This is a genomic window from Flavobacterium sp. Root901 (genome assembly GCF_001429765.1).
In the GTDB taxonomy this organism is placed as follows: domain Bacteria; phylum Bacteroidota; class Bacteroidia; order Flavobacteriales; family Flavobacteriaceae; genus Flavobacterium.
In genome coordinates this window covers 205,884-224,122 of the sequence record NZ_LMJB01000006.1, presented here as the reverse complement: position 1 = coordinate 224,122, position 18,239 = coordinate 205,884, and the positions used below count along the sequence as shown (strand labels likewise).

Here is an 18,239-nt window from a genome sequence, read left to right as displayed (position 1 = left end):
TAAATTAATTTACTTCATAAATAAATGATTCAGAAGGTTTTATTTTAATTTGTGCAGCTCCTTCCCCATTTTTAACATATAGATATGTTTTACTCTTTTGATACAACTGATCAACCAAAACATAGGAACCTTCTTTTAAATTCCATTTTGAAATTATTTCTGCAGGAATTTTTAATTCAATTTCACTTTCTCTTTCAGAAGAAAAATTAGTAATTACAATTAATTTTTGGTTTGATGACCAGCGGACAAAGGAATACAATAAAGGGTCATAATTATGATTTTGTCTATTAACCGATTGAATTTCTGCAAAACTTCCAGTTAATGCCTTGCTTTTGATTGTAAAATTCAACAGGCGTTTATAAAAATCCCGAAGTTCTTTTTCAGATTCAGATAACTGGCCACCATCAAATTTACCTTCATTCATCCAGCGCTGATGATTGGGAACTCCAATATAATCAAAAATTGATGTTCTCGAACGCTTTCCAAAACCTGCATCTTCATTTCCTGCTTCTCCTACTTCCTGCCCAAAATAAATCATCGTTGGAGAAGTGCTTATTGTGGCCGAAACAACCATTAAAGGTTTTCCACGTTCCGGAGTTCCTGCAAATTCCGGAGATGCTAATCGCTGCTCATCGTGATTATCTAAAAAATGGAGCATATGATGTTCGATATCCACCATTCCGTTTTGGATATTTGATAAGTCATCTGGCGATGATTTTCCACGAATAATATCTTTTAATTTATCGTACGTTTCTACCTTATCATACAAATAATCCATTTTTCCTAGACGAATATAATTTCTGTATTCATTTGGGTTATAAACTTCTGCCAATAAAAAAGCATCCGGATTTTTCGTTTTAATGGCTGAGTTCATATAACTCCAAAATTCATACGGAACCATTTCTGCCATATCGTAACGAAAACCGTCCACTCCTTTTGCTGTCCAGTAAATAGCAATATCTTTAAACTTTTTCCAGGAATCCGGAATATCTTTGTCCTGCCAGAAGATAAAATGCTCCTGATAAGACTTTTGATCAAAACCAGCCGGAAGTTCCGGAAAATCTTTTGAACCATCCGGACGAATACCATAATTTACCTTTACAGTTTCATACCAGTCATTTTGATCCGGTTTTACTTTTCGCGATCCGTTTCCTGTCCATTTTGCGGGATTTTCATCAAAAACGCCATCCACGAGTTCATTTTTTTCTCCATTTAATGGAATATCCCCATCCGGAATTTCAAAGTGTGAATTTGGAATATAATAGAAATTATTATCCCTTTTGTATTCTACGTTTACATCATCATCGGCCCCAAAATCTTTTACACCTTCAGGATTATTCTTTCCTTCATATTTTCGTGCAATATGATTTGGAACAATATCAATAATCAATTTTAATCCGGCTTTGTGTGTACGCGCGATCAAATCTTCAAATTCCTGCAGTCTGTTTGCCGGATTTACGGCCAAATCAGGATTTACATTGTAATAGTCTTTTACGGCATATGGCGAACCTGCACGGCCTTTTACCACCTCCGGATCATCGTTAGAAATTCCGTAAGCGGTATAATCACGAACCAAAGCATGATGAGGTACTCCGGTGTACCAAATATAAGTTACACCTAAATCTTTTATTTCGTGAAGTGCTTTATCTGTAAAATCATTAAATTTTCCAACACCGTTTTCTTCGATCGTTCCCCATGGTTTATTGGTTTTATTTTTATTACCGAATAAACGTGTAAAAACTTGGTATACAACAATTTTATGATCTTTTGAATCCTCTTTTTTTACTTCACTCATTTTTAAATCTTTTGTTTTGCAGCCCGAAAACAACATTGCAGCGGCCATTCCCGCGGCAACAAATTTACTTTTTATCATAGTTTTAAATATAAACGCATCAGATTTTTTTGGAATAACAATTTAAATCCAATTTCTAAATTTAGTTTATTTTTTAAAACCCGGCATAAGCCGCTTTAAATTTGTTATTTTACTATGATGTTATTGTCAACTACAACGAAAGAGTTAAGGATTTTGTTGATAAGTTTGGACAAGCTCAAAGAACAAAGATTGAGACGAACAAAGTTTTAAAAATCTGCAATATATGATTTGAAGGATCAAAAAAACGTTGAACCTTTGTTCTTCCGAACCTTTACCTCTTAAAAATAAACATTGATAAATTAATGCTAATAACAATCTAAGGTTATAACCTTTTTCATAAATTTGACAAAAATTTAATCACTTGAAGAAATTACTCTTTTTTATATTTTGTCTGCTTTTATTGAGTGTTCCAAACATTTCAGCGCAAGCTTCAAAAAATGCGCAGGCACCCAAAAAAATCAACATAGAACATTCTGATTTTTTAGATGTTGATCAGGTTTTAGTTCCTGATGGAATCCTGCTTACCGGAAATGTAAAAGTAAATCACGACGGAGTGGTTCTTACTTGTAATAAAGCGTATTATTTTCAGAAAGAGAATTATTTAAAAGCCTTTGGAAATGTACAACTGGTACAAGGTGATACTTTATTTCTGAACAGTAAATATGCTGAATACAGCGGTAACATAAAAAAAGCTTTTGCCACTGGAAATGCCGTAATGACTTCTCCGGATGCTACTTTGCAGACAGACACTATTAATTTTGACCGAAATACGCAGGAAGTTTTTTATAATACAAAAGGAACAATCGTTAATAAAGACAATACTCTGGTAAGTAAATCAGGTAAATATTTTGTAGCTGAAAAAAAGTTCCAGTTTTTGACAGAAGTTACGATTACGAATCCTAAATATGTAATAAAATCAAATCATTTAGATTATTACAGTAATTCCGGACATACTTATTTGCTCGGTCCATCAACAATTACCAGTAAGGCAAATTACATTTATACCGAAAAAGGTTTTTACGACACAAAGAAAAACCTCGCCCATTTTTTACGGAAATCGTATATAAAATATGACGACCGGCTAATTGAAGGAGACAGTTTATTTTACAACAGAAATACCGAATTTGCTTCGGCAACACGAAATGTAAAAATTACAGATTCTATTAATAAAGGACTTGTAAAAGGACATTATGCCGAAATTTATAAGCTAAAAGATTCTATGTTTGTAACTAAAAGGGCTGTTGCAATTAATTTGGTCGAAAATGATTCGGTATACATTCACGGGCAAAAATTAATGGTTACCGGAAAAGAAGGTGAAAGAATTTTAAGAGCTTTTAAAAATGTTCGTTTTTATAAAACAGACATGAGCGGAAAATGTGATTCGATACATTCAAACTCTAAAACAGCCTTGACAAAATTAATTGGAAATCCGATACTTTGGAATGGCGACAGCCAGATAACAGGCGATGTAATGCACCTGATTGGAGACAATAATACCAAAAAATTAGATTCCTTAAAAGTTATCAATAATACGTTTTTAATCTCAAAAGATACTTTAGGCACGGGATATAACCAGGTCAAGGGGCTCAATCTGTTCGGAAAGTTTAAAGAAGGAAAACTGCATGATGTTGATGTCGTCAAGAATACCGAAGTTGTCTATTTTATGCGGAATGACGCCAACGAATTAATTGGTATTAATAAAAATGTCAGCAGTAAAATTAACCTGATTCTCGAGAATAATGCTGTAGAAACCATTACATTTTTTAATCGTGTAGACGGAGATATTTTTCCCGAAGAAGATCTGCCTGAAAATGCCCGAAAGCTGCGTGGTTTTGTCTGGCGCGGGGATGAAAGAATAAAATCGAAAGATGATATTTTTACTGACGAAGAAAATGAAATGAACGACAAATTAATTAAAGAAGGAAAAGAACAGGAAGAAAAGGATAAAAACGTTCCGATGAAAGTCAGGAAAGAGACTTTAAACTACGACAAAAAGAAACCTGCTCCGGCTGCAGCTGCAACTCCTAAAAGTAAAAAATAGTTTTCAGTCGCAGTCTCAGTTTCCAGTCTTTGTGATAAAGTTAATCGTAGTCTCAGTTCACAAACTTTGAGATCTAAACATTGAAATGTAATCTTAATTTTAACCTTACAAACTTTGCGCAAATCTTTGCGATCTTTGCGTTAAAATTAGTCGCAGTATTCAGTCGTAATTCACACAACTGGAACAGAAACCTCAGAACCTAAGTATCTCAGCAACTTTGAACCTTAAAAAAAATGAATCCAGATTTTATAAAATACCAGGCTCAGACTTCTCCCTATCCTTTAGGAATGGAAGTTTCGCACGCTATTGGCTCTTACATATACGACACAAACAATAAAAAATTTTTAGACTTTGTTGCCGGAGTTTCGGCTTGTACACTTGGGCATCAGCACCCAAGAGTAAATCAGGCTATAAAAGATCAGCTGGACAAGTATTCGCACGTAATGGTTTATGGTGAATACTCACAAAGTCCAGCCGTTCAATATTGCAAATTAATGGCTTCACTCCTGCCGGAATCTCTGAATAAAACATATTTAGTAAATTCAGGTACAGAAGCAATTGAAGGCGCTTTAAAACTCGCAAAACGAACAACAGGACGCAGCCAGCTTATTTCATGCCATAACGCATATCACGGAAACACAATGGGTTCTATGAGTGTAATGGGATTTGAAGAGCGCAAACAAGCATTCAGACCATTGCTTCCCGATGTTGATTTTATAACATTCAACAACGAAGCCGATTTAGAAAAAATAACAACCAGAACAGCAGCTATTTTATTAGAAACTATTCAGGGCGGAGCCGGATTTATTCAGCCGGAAAATAACTTTTTACAAAAAGTCCGCAAACGCTGTGATCAAGTTGGCGCACTGATGATTGTAGATGAAATTCAGCCTGGTTTTGGAAGAACCGGAAAGCTTTTTGGTTTTCAAAACTACGATGTAATTCCGGATATCGTCGTCATGGGAAAAGGAATGGGAGGCGGAATGCCCGTTGGTGCTTTTACCGCTTCTGCAGAAAAAATGGACCTGTTAACAGAAAACCCGAAACTGGGACATATAACCACCTTTGGAGGGCATCCTGTCATTGCGTCAGCTTGTTTAGCAACTTTGCAGGAATTAACTGAAACAAATTTAATGCAGGAAGCATTAGAGAAGGAAAAGCTCTTTAGATCGCTTTTGGTACATCCTTTGATAAAAGAAGTTAGAGGAAAGGGATTAATGCTTGCCGCAATGACCGAAAGTGCAGATATAACCAATCAGGTTATTTTAAACTGTCAGGATAGAGGTTTAATACTGTTCTGGCTTTTGTTTGAAGGATGCGCTATTCGTATAACACCGCCATTGACAATTTCTGAAGAAGAAATAAAAGAAGGATGTGCCATAATTTTAGAAGTTATGGATGAAATATTAAAAGCAGACAATGAATAAATAATCTATTAAATATCAAAAGATTATAGTTATATTTAGGGCGTAAATCTTAAATTCATTGTTAATTAAATTGTTCAAAACAATTATTTTTCCTTCCCCACATCAATTATATGGTTGCCTAAATTTATAACAGGCTAATTTCAAATAAAAAAAAAGTATGCAATTGAGCAACGAAGAAGAAGATTATAACCTATCCTTATCAAAATTTGAGTCGATGTTAAAAACTAACAAAGTACTCTTTTTTGATTCTGAAGAATTCGAAGAAATTATTCTTCATTATTTAGATATAGGTAAGGCTAATTTAGCAAAAAAGGCCTTAAAACTTGCATTAGACCAACATCCAAAATCTACAGGCTTAAAATTAGTACAAGTAGAAATGCTGGTTTACGAAGACAAACTTGATATCGCTGAGAAGCTTTTAAATGAGTTGTATGCAATTGAACCGAACAACGAGGAAATTTATATCCAGAAAGCCAATATCTGTTCTAAAAGAGATCAGCACGAAAAAGCGGTAGAATTATTAAAAATTGCCCTGCAATATACTGATGATTACGCCGATGTGTACAACCTGATTGGAATGGAATATCTTTTTATGGATAATCTTGAACTGGCAAAAGAGAACTTCATTAAATGTCTTGAAGAAGATTTAGAAGATCAGTCTGCCTTATATAACGTAGTATATTGTTTTGAATTTTTAGATCAAAATCAGGAAGCTATCGTATATTTAAACGAGTACATCAACAAAAACCCATACAGCGAAATTGCATGGCATCAGCTTGGAAGACTGCATTATGGTGTAAAAGAATATGAAAATGCAATTCGTGCTTTTGATTATGCCACGTTAATTGACGATGAGTTTCTGGGTGCATTTATGGAAAAAGCAAAAGCCTACGAGCGTCTTAAAAAGTACAATGAGGCTATTGAAAGCTACAACCGTACAATTGAGTTAGACGACGCTACATCGTATGCTTTACTGCGCATTGGTAAATGTTATGAAAAACTTGGAAATGCTGTAAAAGCACTTCAATATTACAACCAGACCGTACACGAAGATCCACTTTTAGATAAAGGCTGGATTGCAATTACGGATTTTCATGTTCGTCAGAAGAATTTTCAAAAAGCATTGTTTTTTGTCAATAAGGCGCTGGCCATTGACAATCAAAATCGCATGTACTGGAAGCGTTATGCAACGATAAACAAACAAATGAACTTTTTTGAAGAAGCTGAGTTTGGATACAGAAAAGCGGTTGAATTTGGAGATTATGCTCTTGATACCTGGTTGTATTGGGTAGATATCCTTCAGTTTCTTGGTGAATTTGAAAGTGCAATTCAGACTTTACTGCAGGCATCAGAATATTTTCCGGAAGAAAACGAAATCGAATATCGTTTAGCCGGATTATACTTTATGATTCAGGACAATACAAAAGCAAAATTCCATTTAAGCAATGGTTTACGCTTAAACTTTGATAATTACATTCTTATCGAAGATTTGTTTCCGGTAGTATGGACAAAAAAAGCAGTTAGAAATTATATCGAAAAACATAGAAAATAATAATGATTGATATTTTAAAAAGGCGTTTTGGCTTATTGGGCCGTAATATTAGTTACTCTTTTTCAAAAGGTTATTTTACAGAAAAATTTAATAATGAAGTTTTTACCGGCAACAGCTATGAAAACTTTGACATTTCGGAAATTAGTCACTTTAAAGGATTAATTAAAAACAATCCCGACCTGAAAGGCTTAAATGTTACGATTCCTTATAAAGAGCAGGTAATTCCTTTTTTAGATAAACTATCAAAAAAAGCAGCTTTAATTGGTGCTGTAAACACTATTAAATTTACCAAAAGCGGGAAATTAAAAGGTTACAACACCGATTATTACGGCTTTAAAAAATCATTGAAACCTTTATTAGAACCACATCATAAAAAAGCGTTGATTCTTGGAACAGGCGGTGCTTCAAAAGGAGTTGCTTTTGCTCTGGATGAACTTGCTATTCCTTATACTTTTGTTTCGAGAGAAGCCAAAGAAAATATTATCGATTATAATTTGATCAATGCCACTACTTTTGATAATTTTCAAATCATAATCAACTGTACACCAGTTGGTACAAGTCCGAATATCGAAGCCTGCCCTGATCTGCCTTATGAGTTTTTTACAGAAAAACACATTGCTTACGATTTGATTTACAATCCTGCCGAAACTCAATTTTTAAAAAATGCAAAAGAAAAAGGTGCAGTAATTAAAAACGGATACGATATGCTTATTTTTCAGGCAGAGAAAGCATGGAAAATCTGGAATAAATAAAAAGCCTAAAAATCAATAAGTTAAAGTAAATTTCGTACATTAGTCTACTCATTTGTAGATAGTTATGGAAAAATTACATCTGTTTTACTGGTTGAGTCTGATATGCGTTTTTTCGATTAACGCCCAAGACACTATAAAACAGGGGAAAAATCCATATACAGAAGCCCGATATCATTATTATATTAAAACCATTCTGTTTTTTAATGAATATCTAGATACCGATTCGGGGTCCTTAAATACTACACAAATTCGGTTCCTGCATCCTATTGGTAATAAGGCCTGGAATTTAAGAATTGATCTTCCGCTGGTATCCACAAATACTTCTTCTGTCAATAAAACAGGAATTGGAGATATTGGCGTCGGGATTAGTTATATTCCCTACTTAGACCGCCGGGAAGGAATTGCTTTTCGAGCCCGCATAATTTCAAATTCGGCAGTTGACCCGGCTTTAGGAACTGGAAAATGGGTCTTTGCTCCTGCTGTATTTTACGGTACTTACTTTTATAAAAAAGCCTTAATTTGGATTGTTTCTCTGGAAAATCAGCTGAGTTTTGCAGGATCTGGCAATCGAAGTGATATAAACACCACCTCATTTGAAAATTATTTCATGCTTATTTTTGGAAAAAACTGGCTTGCGGCAGATGCAGCTTTTCGTTATAATGCTATAAACAAAGGCTTTCCAAATAATTTTTTTATAGAATTTGGTAGAAAAATATCTGCAAATGACATGGTATATTTACATCCGAGTGCCGGATTTGGGAATCGCAAAAGTTATAATTTTGGTGTAGAAGCCGGAATGCTGGTTTTATTTTAAATTCAGAATAAACAAAAATTTAATTTTCGAACGTGTTTTAAATTCGTTTTTCTAAAAAATAATGTGAAATCAGAATTTTAATATCTTTCAAATAATTTACAAAAATTAACATATCAGATGCGCAAATAGAATTAAAGAATAAGAATTTGATCGCAAAATACAGCATAAACAAACGATTTATTTTGTATTTAGAAACACCTTTACTATCTTTCGCACTGTTTAAAGTAAAAACCTTATACATTTAAAATGTTAGAAGAAAAGAATGATAACCTGCCAGAAGCAGACGGAAAATCAGGAATCGATACAGGCGATTCTACACAAGATGATACAGTACAAATTACAGCGCCTGAAACTGTAAATGAAACTCCTGCTTCAAATACTGAAAATAAAGCTGAAGAAGCAGCAGAAATTGAAGAAACTGATCATCAAAGTGCACTTGATGCCATAACAAATTCAAACGCTGAAGAAAGTGAAGATGAGACGCTAAAAGAGCGTCATGATATTCCTATGAAGGATTATGATACTTTTTCTTTGGATGCACTTGTAGATGAACTTAAAAAACTGGTCAATCTGGACAAAGCAATGTCTGTAAAAGATCATATCGAGGAAATTAAAAAATCATTTTTATTACAATACAACCATCTTTTAGAAGAAAAAAGAGAAGAATTTAATGCTTCAAAAGAAGATCCGAATGAGGAATTTGAATATCATTCTCCTTTAAAATCTAAATTTGATGAATACTATAATATTTTCAGAGAAAAAAGAAATGCTCATTTTAAACATCTTCAGACTAATCTAAAATCAAATTTAGACAACAGGCTTGCCATTGTTGAGGAATTAAAAGAGCTTATAAATCCGCAGGCAAACATAAAAGACACTCTTAAACATTTTAACGATTTGAGAGAAAGATGGAAAAATGCCGGTGCGATCCCAAAAGACAAATACAATCACGTTTGGAATAACTACCATTTTCATGTAGAGAACTTTTACGATTACCTGCATTTAGACCGTGAAGCAAGAGATCTTGATTTTAAACATAATTTAGAGCAGAAACAAAAAATTATTGCAAGGGTTGAAGAACTTGTAGATGAAGCTGATGTAAGCAAAGCTTTTCGTGAATTGCAGGATTTACACAGACTTTGGAAAGAAGATATTGGTCCGGTTTCCAAAGAACACAGAGATTCAATCTGGAATAAATTTAGCGAGCTGACTAAAAAAATACACGACAAGAGAGAAGTTTTATTTGAAAGCCAAAAAGCCAGCGAACAGCAAAATCTTGAAGTTAAAAAAGACATCATTGCCAAAATTGAGGTTTTGGGAACTGAAAAAGTAAATTCGCACTCGCAATGGCTGGTGCAAATTCAGAAAGTAGAAACACTTAGAAATGAGTTTTTTGCCGCAGGAAAAGTTCCGTCTGAAGTGAATGAAGAAACCTGGGCTGCGTTTAAAACAGCTGTTAGAAATTTTAATGCTTTTAAAAATTCTTTCTACAAAGACATTAAGAAAGACCAAAACGATAATTTAAACAAAAAAACAGCTCTTGTCGCTAAAGCCAAAGAGCTTCAGGAAAGTACAGATTTTGCTGCTACTACTCCAATCATGAAACAAATTCAGGAAGAATGGAAACAGATTGGCCACGTTCCTAAAAAATATTCAGATAAAATCTGGAAAGAGTTTAAAGATGCCTGCAACCATTATTTTGATAAATTAAAAGAACACAAATCAGAAGAAAACGCTGATGAGGTTGCAGCTTTTGAAAACAAAAAAGCTTATTTGGATACGCTGAGAGCTTATCAGCTTACAGGAGATCATAAAACAGATCTTGATGCTATTAAAAAGCATATCGAAATCTGGAAAGGTTATGGAAAAGTGCCTTTTTCAAGACGCCACATTGAAGGAAAGTTCAATAAAATTTTAGATGCTTTATTTGAGAAATTAAGTTTAAGCAAAAAAGAATCTGAAATGATGCGTTTTTCTAACAGGATCGATTCTTTATCAGACAGTAACGATACTCGTAAGTTAGATAATGAAAAAATCTTCATTATGCGCAAAATTGAAGAGGTTCAGAATGAGATTTTCCAGTTAGAAAATAACATTCAGTTTTTTACCAATACTAAAAATGCTAAAAAAGAGAATTCAATTGTTACTGAGGTACGTAAAAATATTGCAATTCACAAAGAAAGCCTTGAGGTTTGGAAAGATAAACTGAAACAATTAAGAAACTTAAATCAGGAATAAAATTAAAAATTCCATTTTTTTTTAATTCCAAATTCCAATTGATTACGCAATCTGGAATTGATTTTTTTACAAATTTAAAAGATGCAATGAAATTCATTGCATCTTTTTTTTATGAATTTACTTTCAAATAACAAACAGATAAAATAATACTGAAAAATATTCTTTATATTTGAGTAGACACTATTAATTGGCTGTCAAACAATACTATTACTATTAATTTTAAATATAAAGAACATGAAATTTACTAGAAAAGCAAATGCCAACTGGAAAGGAACCGGTATGGAAGGAAAAGGAACTATCAGTACGCAAAGTACAACTCTTGATAACGCTCAATTATCATTTAAAACAAGATTTGCAGACGGAGTAGGAACAAATCCGGAAGAATTGGTAGCGGCAGCTCATTCCGGCTGTTTTACGATGCAATTAAGCTTCTTGCTAAATGAAGCCGGATTTACTGCAGATGATTTGTCTACAGAAGCTACTGTAACTTTTGAAGATGGCACGATCACTTTAATTCATTTAGATTTAAAAGGGAAAGTTCCGTCAATTTCAGCTGAAGAATTTGAAAAAACTGCGGCAAAAGCAAAAGAAATCTGCCCGATTTCAAAACTGCTGAATACTACTATAACACTTTCTGCTTCATTAGTAAGCTAAATAATATTCTCTTAAATAAAAAAAACCATTCGTTGCGGCGAATGGTTTTTTTATGAAGTGAAATAACTGAATTAGTTCATTGTAGCTTTTAAAGCTTTTGCTTCAGCAGTCATTTCTAATGCTTTGTAAACTCCTAATAATGTTTTAGCAACATCTTCGTTTTTAGGGTCTAATTCATTTGCTTTTTTAAGGTAAGGAATTACACCTTTAAAAACGTCTTCTCTTTGTGCTTTTAAAACATCATAACGTTTCATATCTTTTGCAGAAGTTCCTAATTTATTCATCTCGTCGATGATTGGTTTCTCAGCATCTAATTTTAATGCCGCAAGATTTAAATACGCATTAGTATAGCTTGGATTGATTTCGATTGCTTTTAAATAATATTTCTCAGCGTCAGCATTATTTTTTGCGTTTGCACTCAATACACCTAAGTTGAAAACTAAATCTGCATTGTTTGGATCTTTTTGTAAAGCTTCTCCAACTAGTTTTTTATACTGATCGTAATCTTTAGTTTCTAGGTACAAGTTAGCCTCTGTAAGAATCAAAGAACTGTCATCTGGATTTGTTTTTCTGGCGTCAGCGATTGCTTTTTTAGCTTCTTCGATTTTACCTTTTTGAACTAAAATCAAAGCTAAGTTTTTGTAGATCTCTCCTCTTTTTGAAGGAATAGCTTCTGTTTTAGGTTTTTCGTGAGTTCCTAATTTTATAGCTAAATCTCTTTCTTTTGCATTAGCGAAGTTATCTTCATTGTTATTTGCTTTGTTTGTAGCTAAATACAAAGTTCCTTTACCAGAATAGTTTAATTTTTTCAACTCTTCATACATTGGAAGCGCTGTATCAAAATCCTGAGCATTTACCGCTGTAGAAGCTGCATAGTAAAGATTAATCGTATCGTTTTTATCTAACAAATAGGCATCATATAATTTTTTAGCTCCGTCAGAATGTTTGTTAGCCTGAGTATCAGCAATTGCTGAATTAATCAACAAACCTTTGATATTTGTAATTGAAGCTGCAGCCTGAGTTGAGTATTTCTGTTTTCCAGAAGTTTTTTCAACATCAATTAATTTTTTATAACTGTCTGCAGCAGCAGATAAATTTTTACTTTCTTCAACTTTTTTGTTTGCAAGGTCTAAGTAAGCATTTCCTTGTACAAAATAAAATTGCGCCTGCTCAGTATCTTTTGCATTCACTATTAGGTTCTCTGCATCTTTTAATTGTGCAAGAGCTCCTTGTGCATCACCGCTTTTTAATGCTTTTTCTGCATTTTTAATTTGATCTTTTTGAGCAAATGTAGCTACAGAAATCAGTAATGCTGATGCTAGTATAACATATTTACTTTTCATAATGTTCAATTTGTATATTTAATTTAATTTTCTTGTGGTTTTTACTTCCTATTCCTCCGATTCTTCTTCTTCAGAGTCGTCTTCGTCTTCAACTACATCGTCAGAATCATCATCATCTTCTTCTGCAGCTCCGTCATCTTCAAGAACTTCTAAATCTGGTTTTATTCTTTCGATAGCAGACTCTACAACATTTCCATTTTCATCAACTACAACTTCTTCTGCGTCATCTTTCATTACTTTTGTCACAGCAGCGATAGAATCTTTTCCTTTTAGGTTAATCAATCTAACACCTTGGGTTGCACGTCCCATAACACGTAAATCCTCAATTGCCATTCTAATTGTCAGTCCTGATTTATTGATAATCATTAAATCATCAGAATCTGTTACAGCGTTAATGGAAATTAGTTTTCCTGTTTTCTCCGTAATATTCAGCGTTTTAACACCTTTACCTCCACGGTTTGTAATTCTGTAAACATCTTCACCATCATCGTCAACTAATTTGGTACGTTTACCGTATCCATTTTCAGTTACAACTAAAATTTGTGAATCAGCAATATCATTTTTAGCAACAGTAACCATACCAATTACTTCATCGCTCTCATTTTTTAAGCTAATTCCACGAACTCCCGAAGCAGTTCTTCCCATCGGACGTGTCTTAGTCTCTTCAAAACGAACTAATTTACCAGATTTAACTGCTAAAATAATCTGGCTTTCTCCATCCGTTAATTTAGCTTCAAGTAATTCGTCACCTTCTTTAATTGTTATAGCTGCTACTCCATTGGCACGTGGTTTTGAATATTTCTCTAAAGAAGTTTTCTTAACCTGTCCTTGTTTTGTAACCATTACAAGATTATGTGTATTGATATAATCTTTGTCTTTTAAATCTTGTGTACAAATGAAAGCTTTAACTTTATCATCACTTTCAATATTTACAAGGTTTTGAATTGCTCTTCCTTTTGCTGTTTTGCTTCCTTCCGGAATTTCGTAAACGCGCATCCAGAAACATTTTCCTTTTTGTGTAAAGAACATCATGTATTGGTGGTTTGTTGCCACAAACATGTGCTCAAGGAAATCCTGGTCTCTGGTTCCGGCACTTTTTTGACCAACTCCGCCTCTGTTTTGAGTTTTGTATTCCGTAAGGTTTGTACGTTTGATGTAACCTGCATGCGAAATTGTAATGACTACATTTTCATCTGCAATTAAATCTTCAATACTTACATCACCTCCGGAGTATTCAATTTGAGAACGACGTGCATCACCATATTTATCGCGAATTTCGATAAGCTCTTCTTTAATTAAGTCTGTTCTTAAATTAACGTCTGCTAATAAAGCTTTTAAGTGCTCGATTAATTTCATTAATTCGTCAAATTCAGCTCTTAATTTATCTTGTTCCAGACCGGTTAACTGACGTAAACGCATTTCTACGATTGCACGTGCCTGAATGTCAGATAATTTGAATCTTTCGATTAATTTCTCTCTTGCTTCATCTGTGTTTTTCGAACCTCTAATTAACGCAATAACTTCATCAATATTGTCAGAAGCGATAATAAGACCTTCTAAAATGTGCGCTCTTTCTTCTGCTTTGCGTAATTCAAACTGTGTTCTTCTTACTACTACATCATGACGGTGCTCAATAAAGTAGTGAATCATATCTTTTAGATTCAACAACTGAGGACGCCCTTTTACTAATGCAATATTATTTACACTAAAAGATGATTGTAATTGTGTATACTTATATAAGGTATTTAAAACTACGTTTGGCGTAGCATCACGTTTAAGGATGTAAACGATACGCATACCATTTCTGTCAGACTCGTCACGGATATTGGCAATACCGTCAATTTTTTTATCATTAACTAAATCAGCTGTACGTTTAATCATCTCAGCTTTGTTAACCTGATATGGAATTTCAGTAACAATAATACATTCTCTTCCGTCAACTTCTTCAAAACCAACTTTTGCACGCATTACAATACGTCCTCTACCGGTTTTAAAAGCTTCACGAACACCTTCATATCCATATATTATACCACCGGTTGGAAAATCCGGAGCTTTAATATGTGTGATTAATTCATCTACTTCAATATCGTTATTATCAAGATAAGCTAATGTACCATTGATAACTTCTGTTAAATTGTGGGGAGGCATATTAGTTGCCATACCAACCGCAATACCTGTAGCTCCGTTTACTAATAAAGTAGGAACTCTTGTAGGCATTACTTTTGGCTCATATATAGTATCATCAAAGTTTAACTGAAAATCAACTGTTTCTTTTTCAATATCTGCCATAATTTCCTCAGAAATCTTGCGCATTCTAGCCTCCGTATAACGCATTGCTGCGGGGCTGTCTCCATCGACAGAACCAAAGTTACCCTGACCATCAACTAATAAATATCGCAGGCTCCACTCCTGAGCCATGCGAACCATTGCATCATAAACAGAGGTATCACCATGAGGGTGATACTTACCCAGAACCTCTCCCACGATTCTTGCAGACTTTTTGTGGGCAGATCTTGAAGTTACACCTAAATCATACATTCCGTAAAGAACTCTTCGATGCACTGGTTTCAAGCCATCTCTAACATCAGGAAGTGCTCTCGATACAATTACTGACATCGAATAATCGATGTAAGCTGATTTCATTTCATCTTCAATGTTAATAGGAATTAACTTTTCTCCTTCAGACATAAGTTGTTATGTTTAAATAATTATTTAGTTTCAAAGCGTGCCAAGATACGTTTTTTTAAAATTTTTTCAGCTATTTCCTTACACTTATTTAAATGATTTATTAACAACTTTTATTTGGCTTTTGGTTAATAAATTAAGCGTTTTTTAACGCTTTTATTGTTATTTTTTTTGTCAATTAGCTGACAGTAGTTCTCGATGGGTATGGTTTTTGTTTTTAAAACTGTAATTCATTAAATTTACAATACCAATTATATATTATGGATGATAATTTTTCACCAAGAGTAAAAGATGTTATTACGTACAGTAAGGAAGAAGCCCTTCGTTTAGGACACGACTTTATTGGTACTGAACATCTAATGCTGGGCATTTTAAGAGATGGTAACGGAAAAGCTATTCATATACTTAATAACCTGGCAGTCGATTTAGACCATTTACGCAGGAAGGTAGAAATACTGAGTCCCGCCAACCACAGCGTTGAAGTAAATGCCGAAAAGAAAAACCTTCATCTTACCCGACAGGCCGAAAGGGCACTGAAGACCACTTTTCTGGAAGCTAAAGTATTTCAAAGTTCGTCGATTAGCACAGCTCATTTGCTTTTATGTATCTTACGAAATGAAAACGATCCAACAACCAAGCTGTTGAATAAGCTAAAAATAGATTATGACATAGCTAAAGAACAATATTTAAACATGACGCCAAACGAAGAAGAATTCTTAGAAAACTTGCCAAGAAACGAATCGTACAATGACGATTCAGGACAAGATGACAGTCTAAAGGAAAGTAGTTTTAATAATCCAGCCAATAAGTCAAACAAAAAATCTAAGACTCCGGTTTTAGATAATTTTGGGAGAGATTTAACAGAAATGGCTGAAGAAGGAAAACTCGATCCTGTAGTGGGACGCGAAAAAGAAATTGAACGTGTCTCACAAATTTTAAGCCGAAGAAAAAAGAACAACCCGCTTCTTATTGGAGAACCGGGAGTTGGTAAATCTGCTATTGCAGAAGGACTAGCTCTTCGCATCATTCAAAAGAAAGTATCCCGTATTCTTTTTAACAAACGTGTTGTAACATTAGATTTGGCAAGTTTAGTTGCCGGAACTAAATACAGAGGACAATTTGAAGAGAGAATGAAAGCCGTAATGAACGAGCTTGAAAAAAACGACGATATCATTCTTTTTATTGATGAGATCCATACTATTGTAGGAGCCGGAGGAGCAACAGGATCACTTGATGCTTCAAACATGTTCAAACCTGCATTAGCAAGAGGAGAAATCCAATGTATTGGTGCTACTACTCTGGATGAGTACAGACAATATATTGAAAAAGACGGTGCTCTTGAAAGACGTTTTCAAAAAGTAATTGTTGAACCAACTTCTGTTGAGGAAACAATCGCTATTCTGAATAACGTAAAAGACAAATACGAAGATCACCACAACGTAACATATACTCCAGAAGCAATTGAAGCTTGTGTTAAGTTAACAAACAGATATATGTCTGAGCGTTTCTTACCGGACAAAGCTATTGATGCAATGGACGAAGCCGGATCTCGTGTACACATTACCAATATTGATGTTCCAAAACAAATCCTTGATTTAGAACGTCAGCTGGAAGAAGTTCGTGAGCTTAAAAATATGGTTGTTAAAAAACAAAAATATGAAGAAGCTGCTAAACTTCGTGATGATGAAAAACGTATCGAAAAAGATCTTGCATTAGCACAAGAACAATGGGAAGAAGATTCTAAAAACAACAGAATTGAAGTTACAGAAGATAATGTAGCCGATGTTGTGTCGATGATGACCGGAATACCTGTAAACAGAATTGCACAAACAGAAAGCAACAAATTAGCACAGTTACCTGAATTAATTCAGAACAAAGTAATTGGTCAAAATGATGCTGTTCTTAAAATTGCACGTTCTATTCAGCGTAACAGAGCCGGACTTAAAGATCCTAATAAACCAATTGGTTCATTTATCTTCTTAGGTCAGACCGGAGTTGGTAAAACACAATTAGCAAAAGTTTTAGCAAAAGAATTATTCGATTCTGAAGATGCGTTAGTTCGTATCGATATGAGTGAATACATGGAGAAATTTGCTATTTCGCGTTTAGTTGGAGCGCCTCCGGGATATGTTGGTTATGAAGAAGGTGGTCAGTTAACTGAAAAAGTTCGTAGAAAACCATATTGTGTTGTACTTTTAGATGAGATCGAAAAAGCGCATCCGGATGTTTTCAACATGATGCTTCAGGTTTTAGATGACGGATATTTAACAGATAGTTTAGGTCGCAAAATTGACTTTAAAAATACTATTATTATCATGACTTCTAACGTTGGTGCACGCCAGTTGAAAGATTTTGGACAAGGTGTTGGATTTGGAACCGCTGCAAGAACAGCGCAGGCTGATGAAAACTCAAAAAGCATTATCGAAAATGCATTGAAAAAAACTTTTGCTCCGGAATTCTTAAACAGGATTGATGATGTAATTGTCTTTAATGCACTTGAAAAAGGAGATATTGATTTGATTATCGAAATCGAATTGAAAAAACTATATTCCCGTATTGCAGAGTTAGGTTACAAATTAAGCTTAACAGACAAAGCCAAAGCATTTATTGCCGAAAAAGGTTTTGATAAGCAATTTGGAGCAAGACCGCTGAAAAGAGCAATTCAAAAATATGTTGAAGATTTGTTAGCAGAAGAAATCATCACTTCGAAAATACATTCAGGAGATGAAATTATGATGGATTTAAAAGAAGATTCACAAGAACTTTCGGTAGAAATTCATAAAGCCGAAGAGCCGACAAATCAATAAATTAGTCAAAATTTATAACAAAAATAATCTACCCGTTACGTTTTCATAACTTA

11 protein-coding genes are annotated in these 18,239 nt (G+C 34.0%); 8 read left to right on the top strand and 3 right to left on the bottom strand.

The genetic code is table 11. The features are described 5' to 3' along the window. Positions 1-4 precede the first annotated feature (4 nt). Complete coding sequence (locus ASE21_RS10385; protein ID WP_057122592.1) at positions 5-1,873, bottom strand: alpha-amylase family protein; 1,869 nt, start codon at positions 1,871-1,873, stop codon at positions 5-7. A 361-nt stretch (positions 1,874-2,234) separates the two neighbouring features. Here ASE21_RS10385 and ASE21_RS10380 point away from each other — a divergent pair, with 361 nt between their 5' ends. The 7 genes from ASE21_RS10380 (at position 2,235) to ASE21_RS10345 (ending at position 11,351) form a co-directional block, all read left to right on the top strand. Then, positions 2,235-3,914: an OstA-like protein gene (locus tag ASE21_RS10380; protein ID WP_057122591.1), complete on the top strand. Its 1,680-nt coding sequence runs from the start codon at positions 2,235-2,237 to the stop codon at positions 3,912-3,914. A 233-nt stretch (positions 3,915-4,147) separates the two neighbouring features. Further along, on the top strand, positions 4,148-5,341 hold the full coding sequence (locus ASE21_RS10375; protein ID WP_057122590.1) for an aspartate aminotransferase family protein: 1,194 nt from the start codon (positions 4,148-4,150) through the stop codon (positions 5,339-5,341). A 157-nt stretch (positions 5,342-5,498) separates the two neighbouring features. Next, the gene (locus ASE21_RS10370; protein ID WP_057122589.1) at positions 5,499-6,893 is read left to right on the top strand and encodes a tetratricopeptide repeat protein; all 1,395 of its coding nucleotides are present in this window, start codon (positions 5,499-5,501) and stop codon (positions 6,891-6,893) included. 2 nt (positions 6,894-6,895) lie between these two features. After that, positions 6,896-7,645, top strand: coding sequence for a shikimate dehydrogenase family protein (locus ASE21_RS10365; RefSeq protein WP_057122588.1), 750 nt, complete (start codon positions 6,896-6,898; stop codon positions 7,643-7,645). A gap of 64 nt (positions 7,646-7,709) precedes the next feature. Then, the gene (locus tag ASE21_RS10360; RefSeq protein WP_057122587.1) at positions 7,710-8,459 is read left to right on the top strand and encodes a hypothetical protein; all 750 of its coding nucleotides are present in this window, start codon (positions 7,710-7,712) and stop codon (positions 8,457-8,459) included. A gap of 246 nt (positions 8,460-8,705) precedes the next feature. Continuing rightward, positions 8,706-10,697, top strand: coding sequence for a DUF349 domain-containing protein (locus ASE21_RS10350; RefSeq protein WP_057122585.1), 1,992 nt, complete (start codon positions 8,706-8,708; stop codon positions 10,695-10,697). Positions 10,698-10,931: 234 nt separating this feature from the next. After that, complete coding sequence (locus ASE21_RS10345; RefSeq protein WP_057122584.1) at positions 10,932-11,351, top strand: OsmC family protein; 420 nt, start codon at positions 10,932-10,934, stop codon at positions 11,349-11,351. A 71-nt stretch (positions 11,352-11,422) separates the two neighbouring features. Here the strand turns inward: ASE21_RS10345 and ASE21_RS10340 are convergent, their stop codons facing one another. Beyond that, a complete protein-coding gene (locus ASE21_RS10340) occupies positions 11,423-12,694 on the bottom strand; it encodes a tetratricopeptide repeat protein (RefSeq protein ID WP_057122583.1) in 1,272 nt (423 codons plus the stop codon). 48 nt (positions 12,695-12,742) lie between these two features. Further along, positions 12,743-15,382 carry a DNA gyrase subunit A gene (gene gyrA / locus ASE21_RS10335; protein WP_057122582.1) on the bottom strand — a complete coding sequence of 880 codons (2,640 nt, stop codon included), beginning with the start codon at positions 15,380-15,382 and terminating at the stop codon, positions 12,743-12,745. Between the two features lie 257 nt (positions 15,383-15,639). Between gyrA and ASE21_RS10330 the strand changes: the two genes are divergently transcribed. Further along, entirely contained in the window at positions 15,640-18,186 is a 2,547-nt protein-coding gene (locus tag ASE21_RS10330; RefSeq protein WP_057122581.1) for an ATP-dependent Clp protease ATP-binding subunit, read from the top strand. Positions 18,187-18,239 lie beyond the last annotated feature (53 nt).

What these genes read in the sequence shown, in the direction of transcription:
- ASE21_RS10385 (WP_057122592.1), bottom strand. Translation starts at nt 1,873, where the DNA reads ATGATAAAAAGTAAATTTGTTGCCGCGGGAATGGCCGCTGCAATGTTG.
- gyrA (WP_057122582.1), bottom strand. Translation starts at nt 15,382, where the DNA reads ATGTCTGAAGGAGAAAAGTTAATTCCTATTAACATTGAAGATGAAATG.
- ASE21_RS10365 (WP_057122588.1), top strand. Translation starts at nt 6,896, where the DNA reads ATGATTGATATTTTAAAAAGGCGTTTTGGCTTATTGGGCCGTAATATT.
- ASE21_RS10345 (WP_057122584.1), top strand. Translation starts at nt 10,932, where the DNA reads ATGAAATTTACTAGAAAAGCAAATGCCAACTGGAAAGGAACCGGTATG.
- ASE21_RS10330 (WP_057122581.1), top strand. Translation starts at nt 15,640, where the DNA reads ATGGATGATAATTTTTCACCAAGAGTAAAAGATGTTATTACGTACAGT.
- ASE21_RS10340 (WP_057122583.1), bottom strand. Translation starts at nt 12,694, where the DNA reads ATGAAAAGTAAATATGTTATACTAGCATCAGCATTACTGATTTCTGTA.
- ASE21_RS10360 (WP_057122587.1), top strand. Translation starts at nt 7,710, where the DNA reads ATGGAAAAATTACATCTGTTTTACTGGTTGAGTCTGATATGCGTTTTT.
- ASE21_RS10370 (WP_057122589.1), top strand. Translation starts at nt 5,499, where the DNA reads ATGCAATTGAGCAACGAAGAAGAAGATTATAACCTATCCTTATCAAAA.
- ASE21_RS10375 (WP_057122590.1), top strand. Translation starts at nt 4,148, where the DNA reads ATGAATCCAGATTTTATAAAATACCAGGCTCAGACTTCTCCCTATCCT.
- ASE21_RS10350 (WP_057122585.1), top strand. Translation starts at nt 8,706, where the DNA reads ATGTTAGAAGAAAAGAATGATAACCTGCCAGAAGCAGACGGAAAATCA.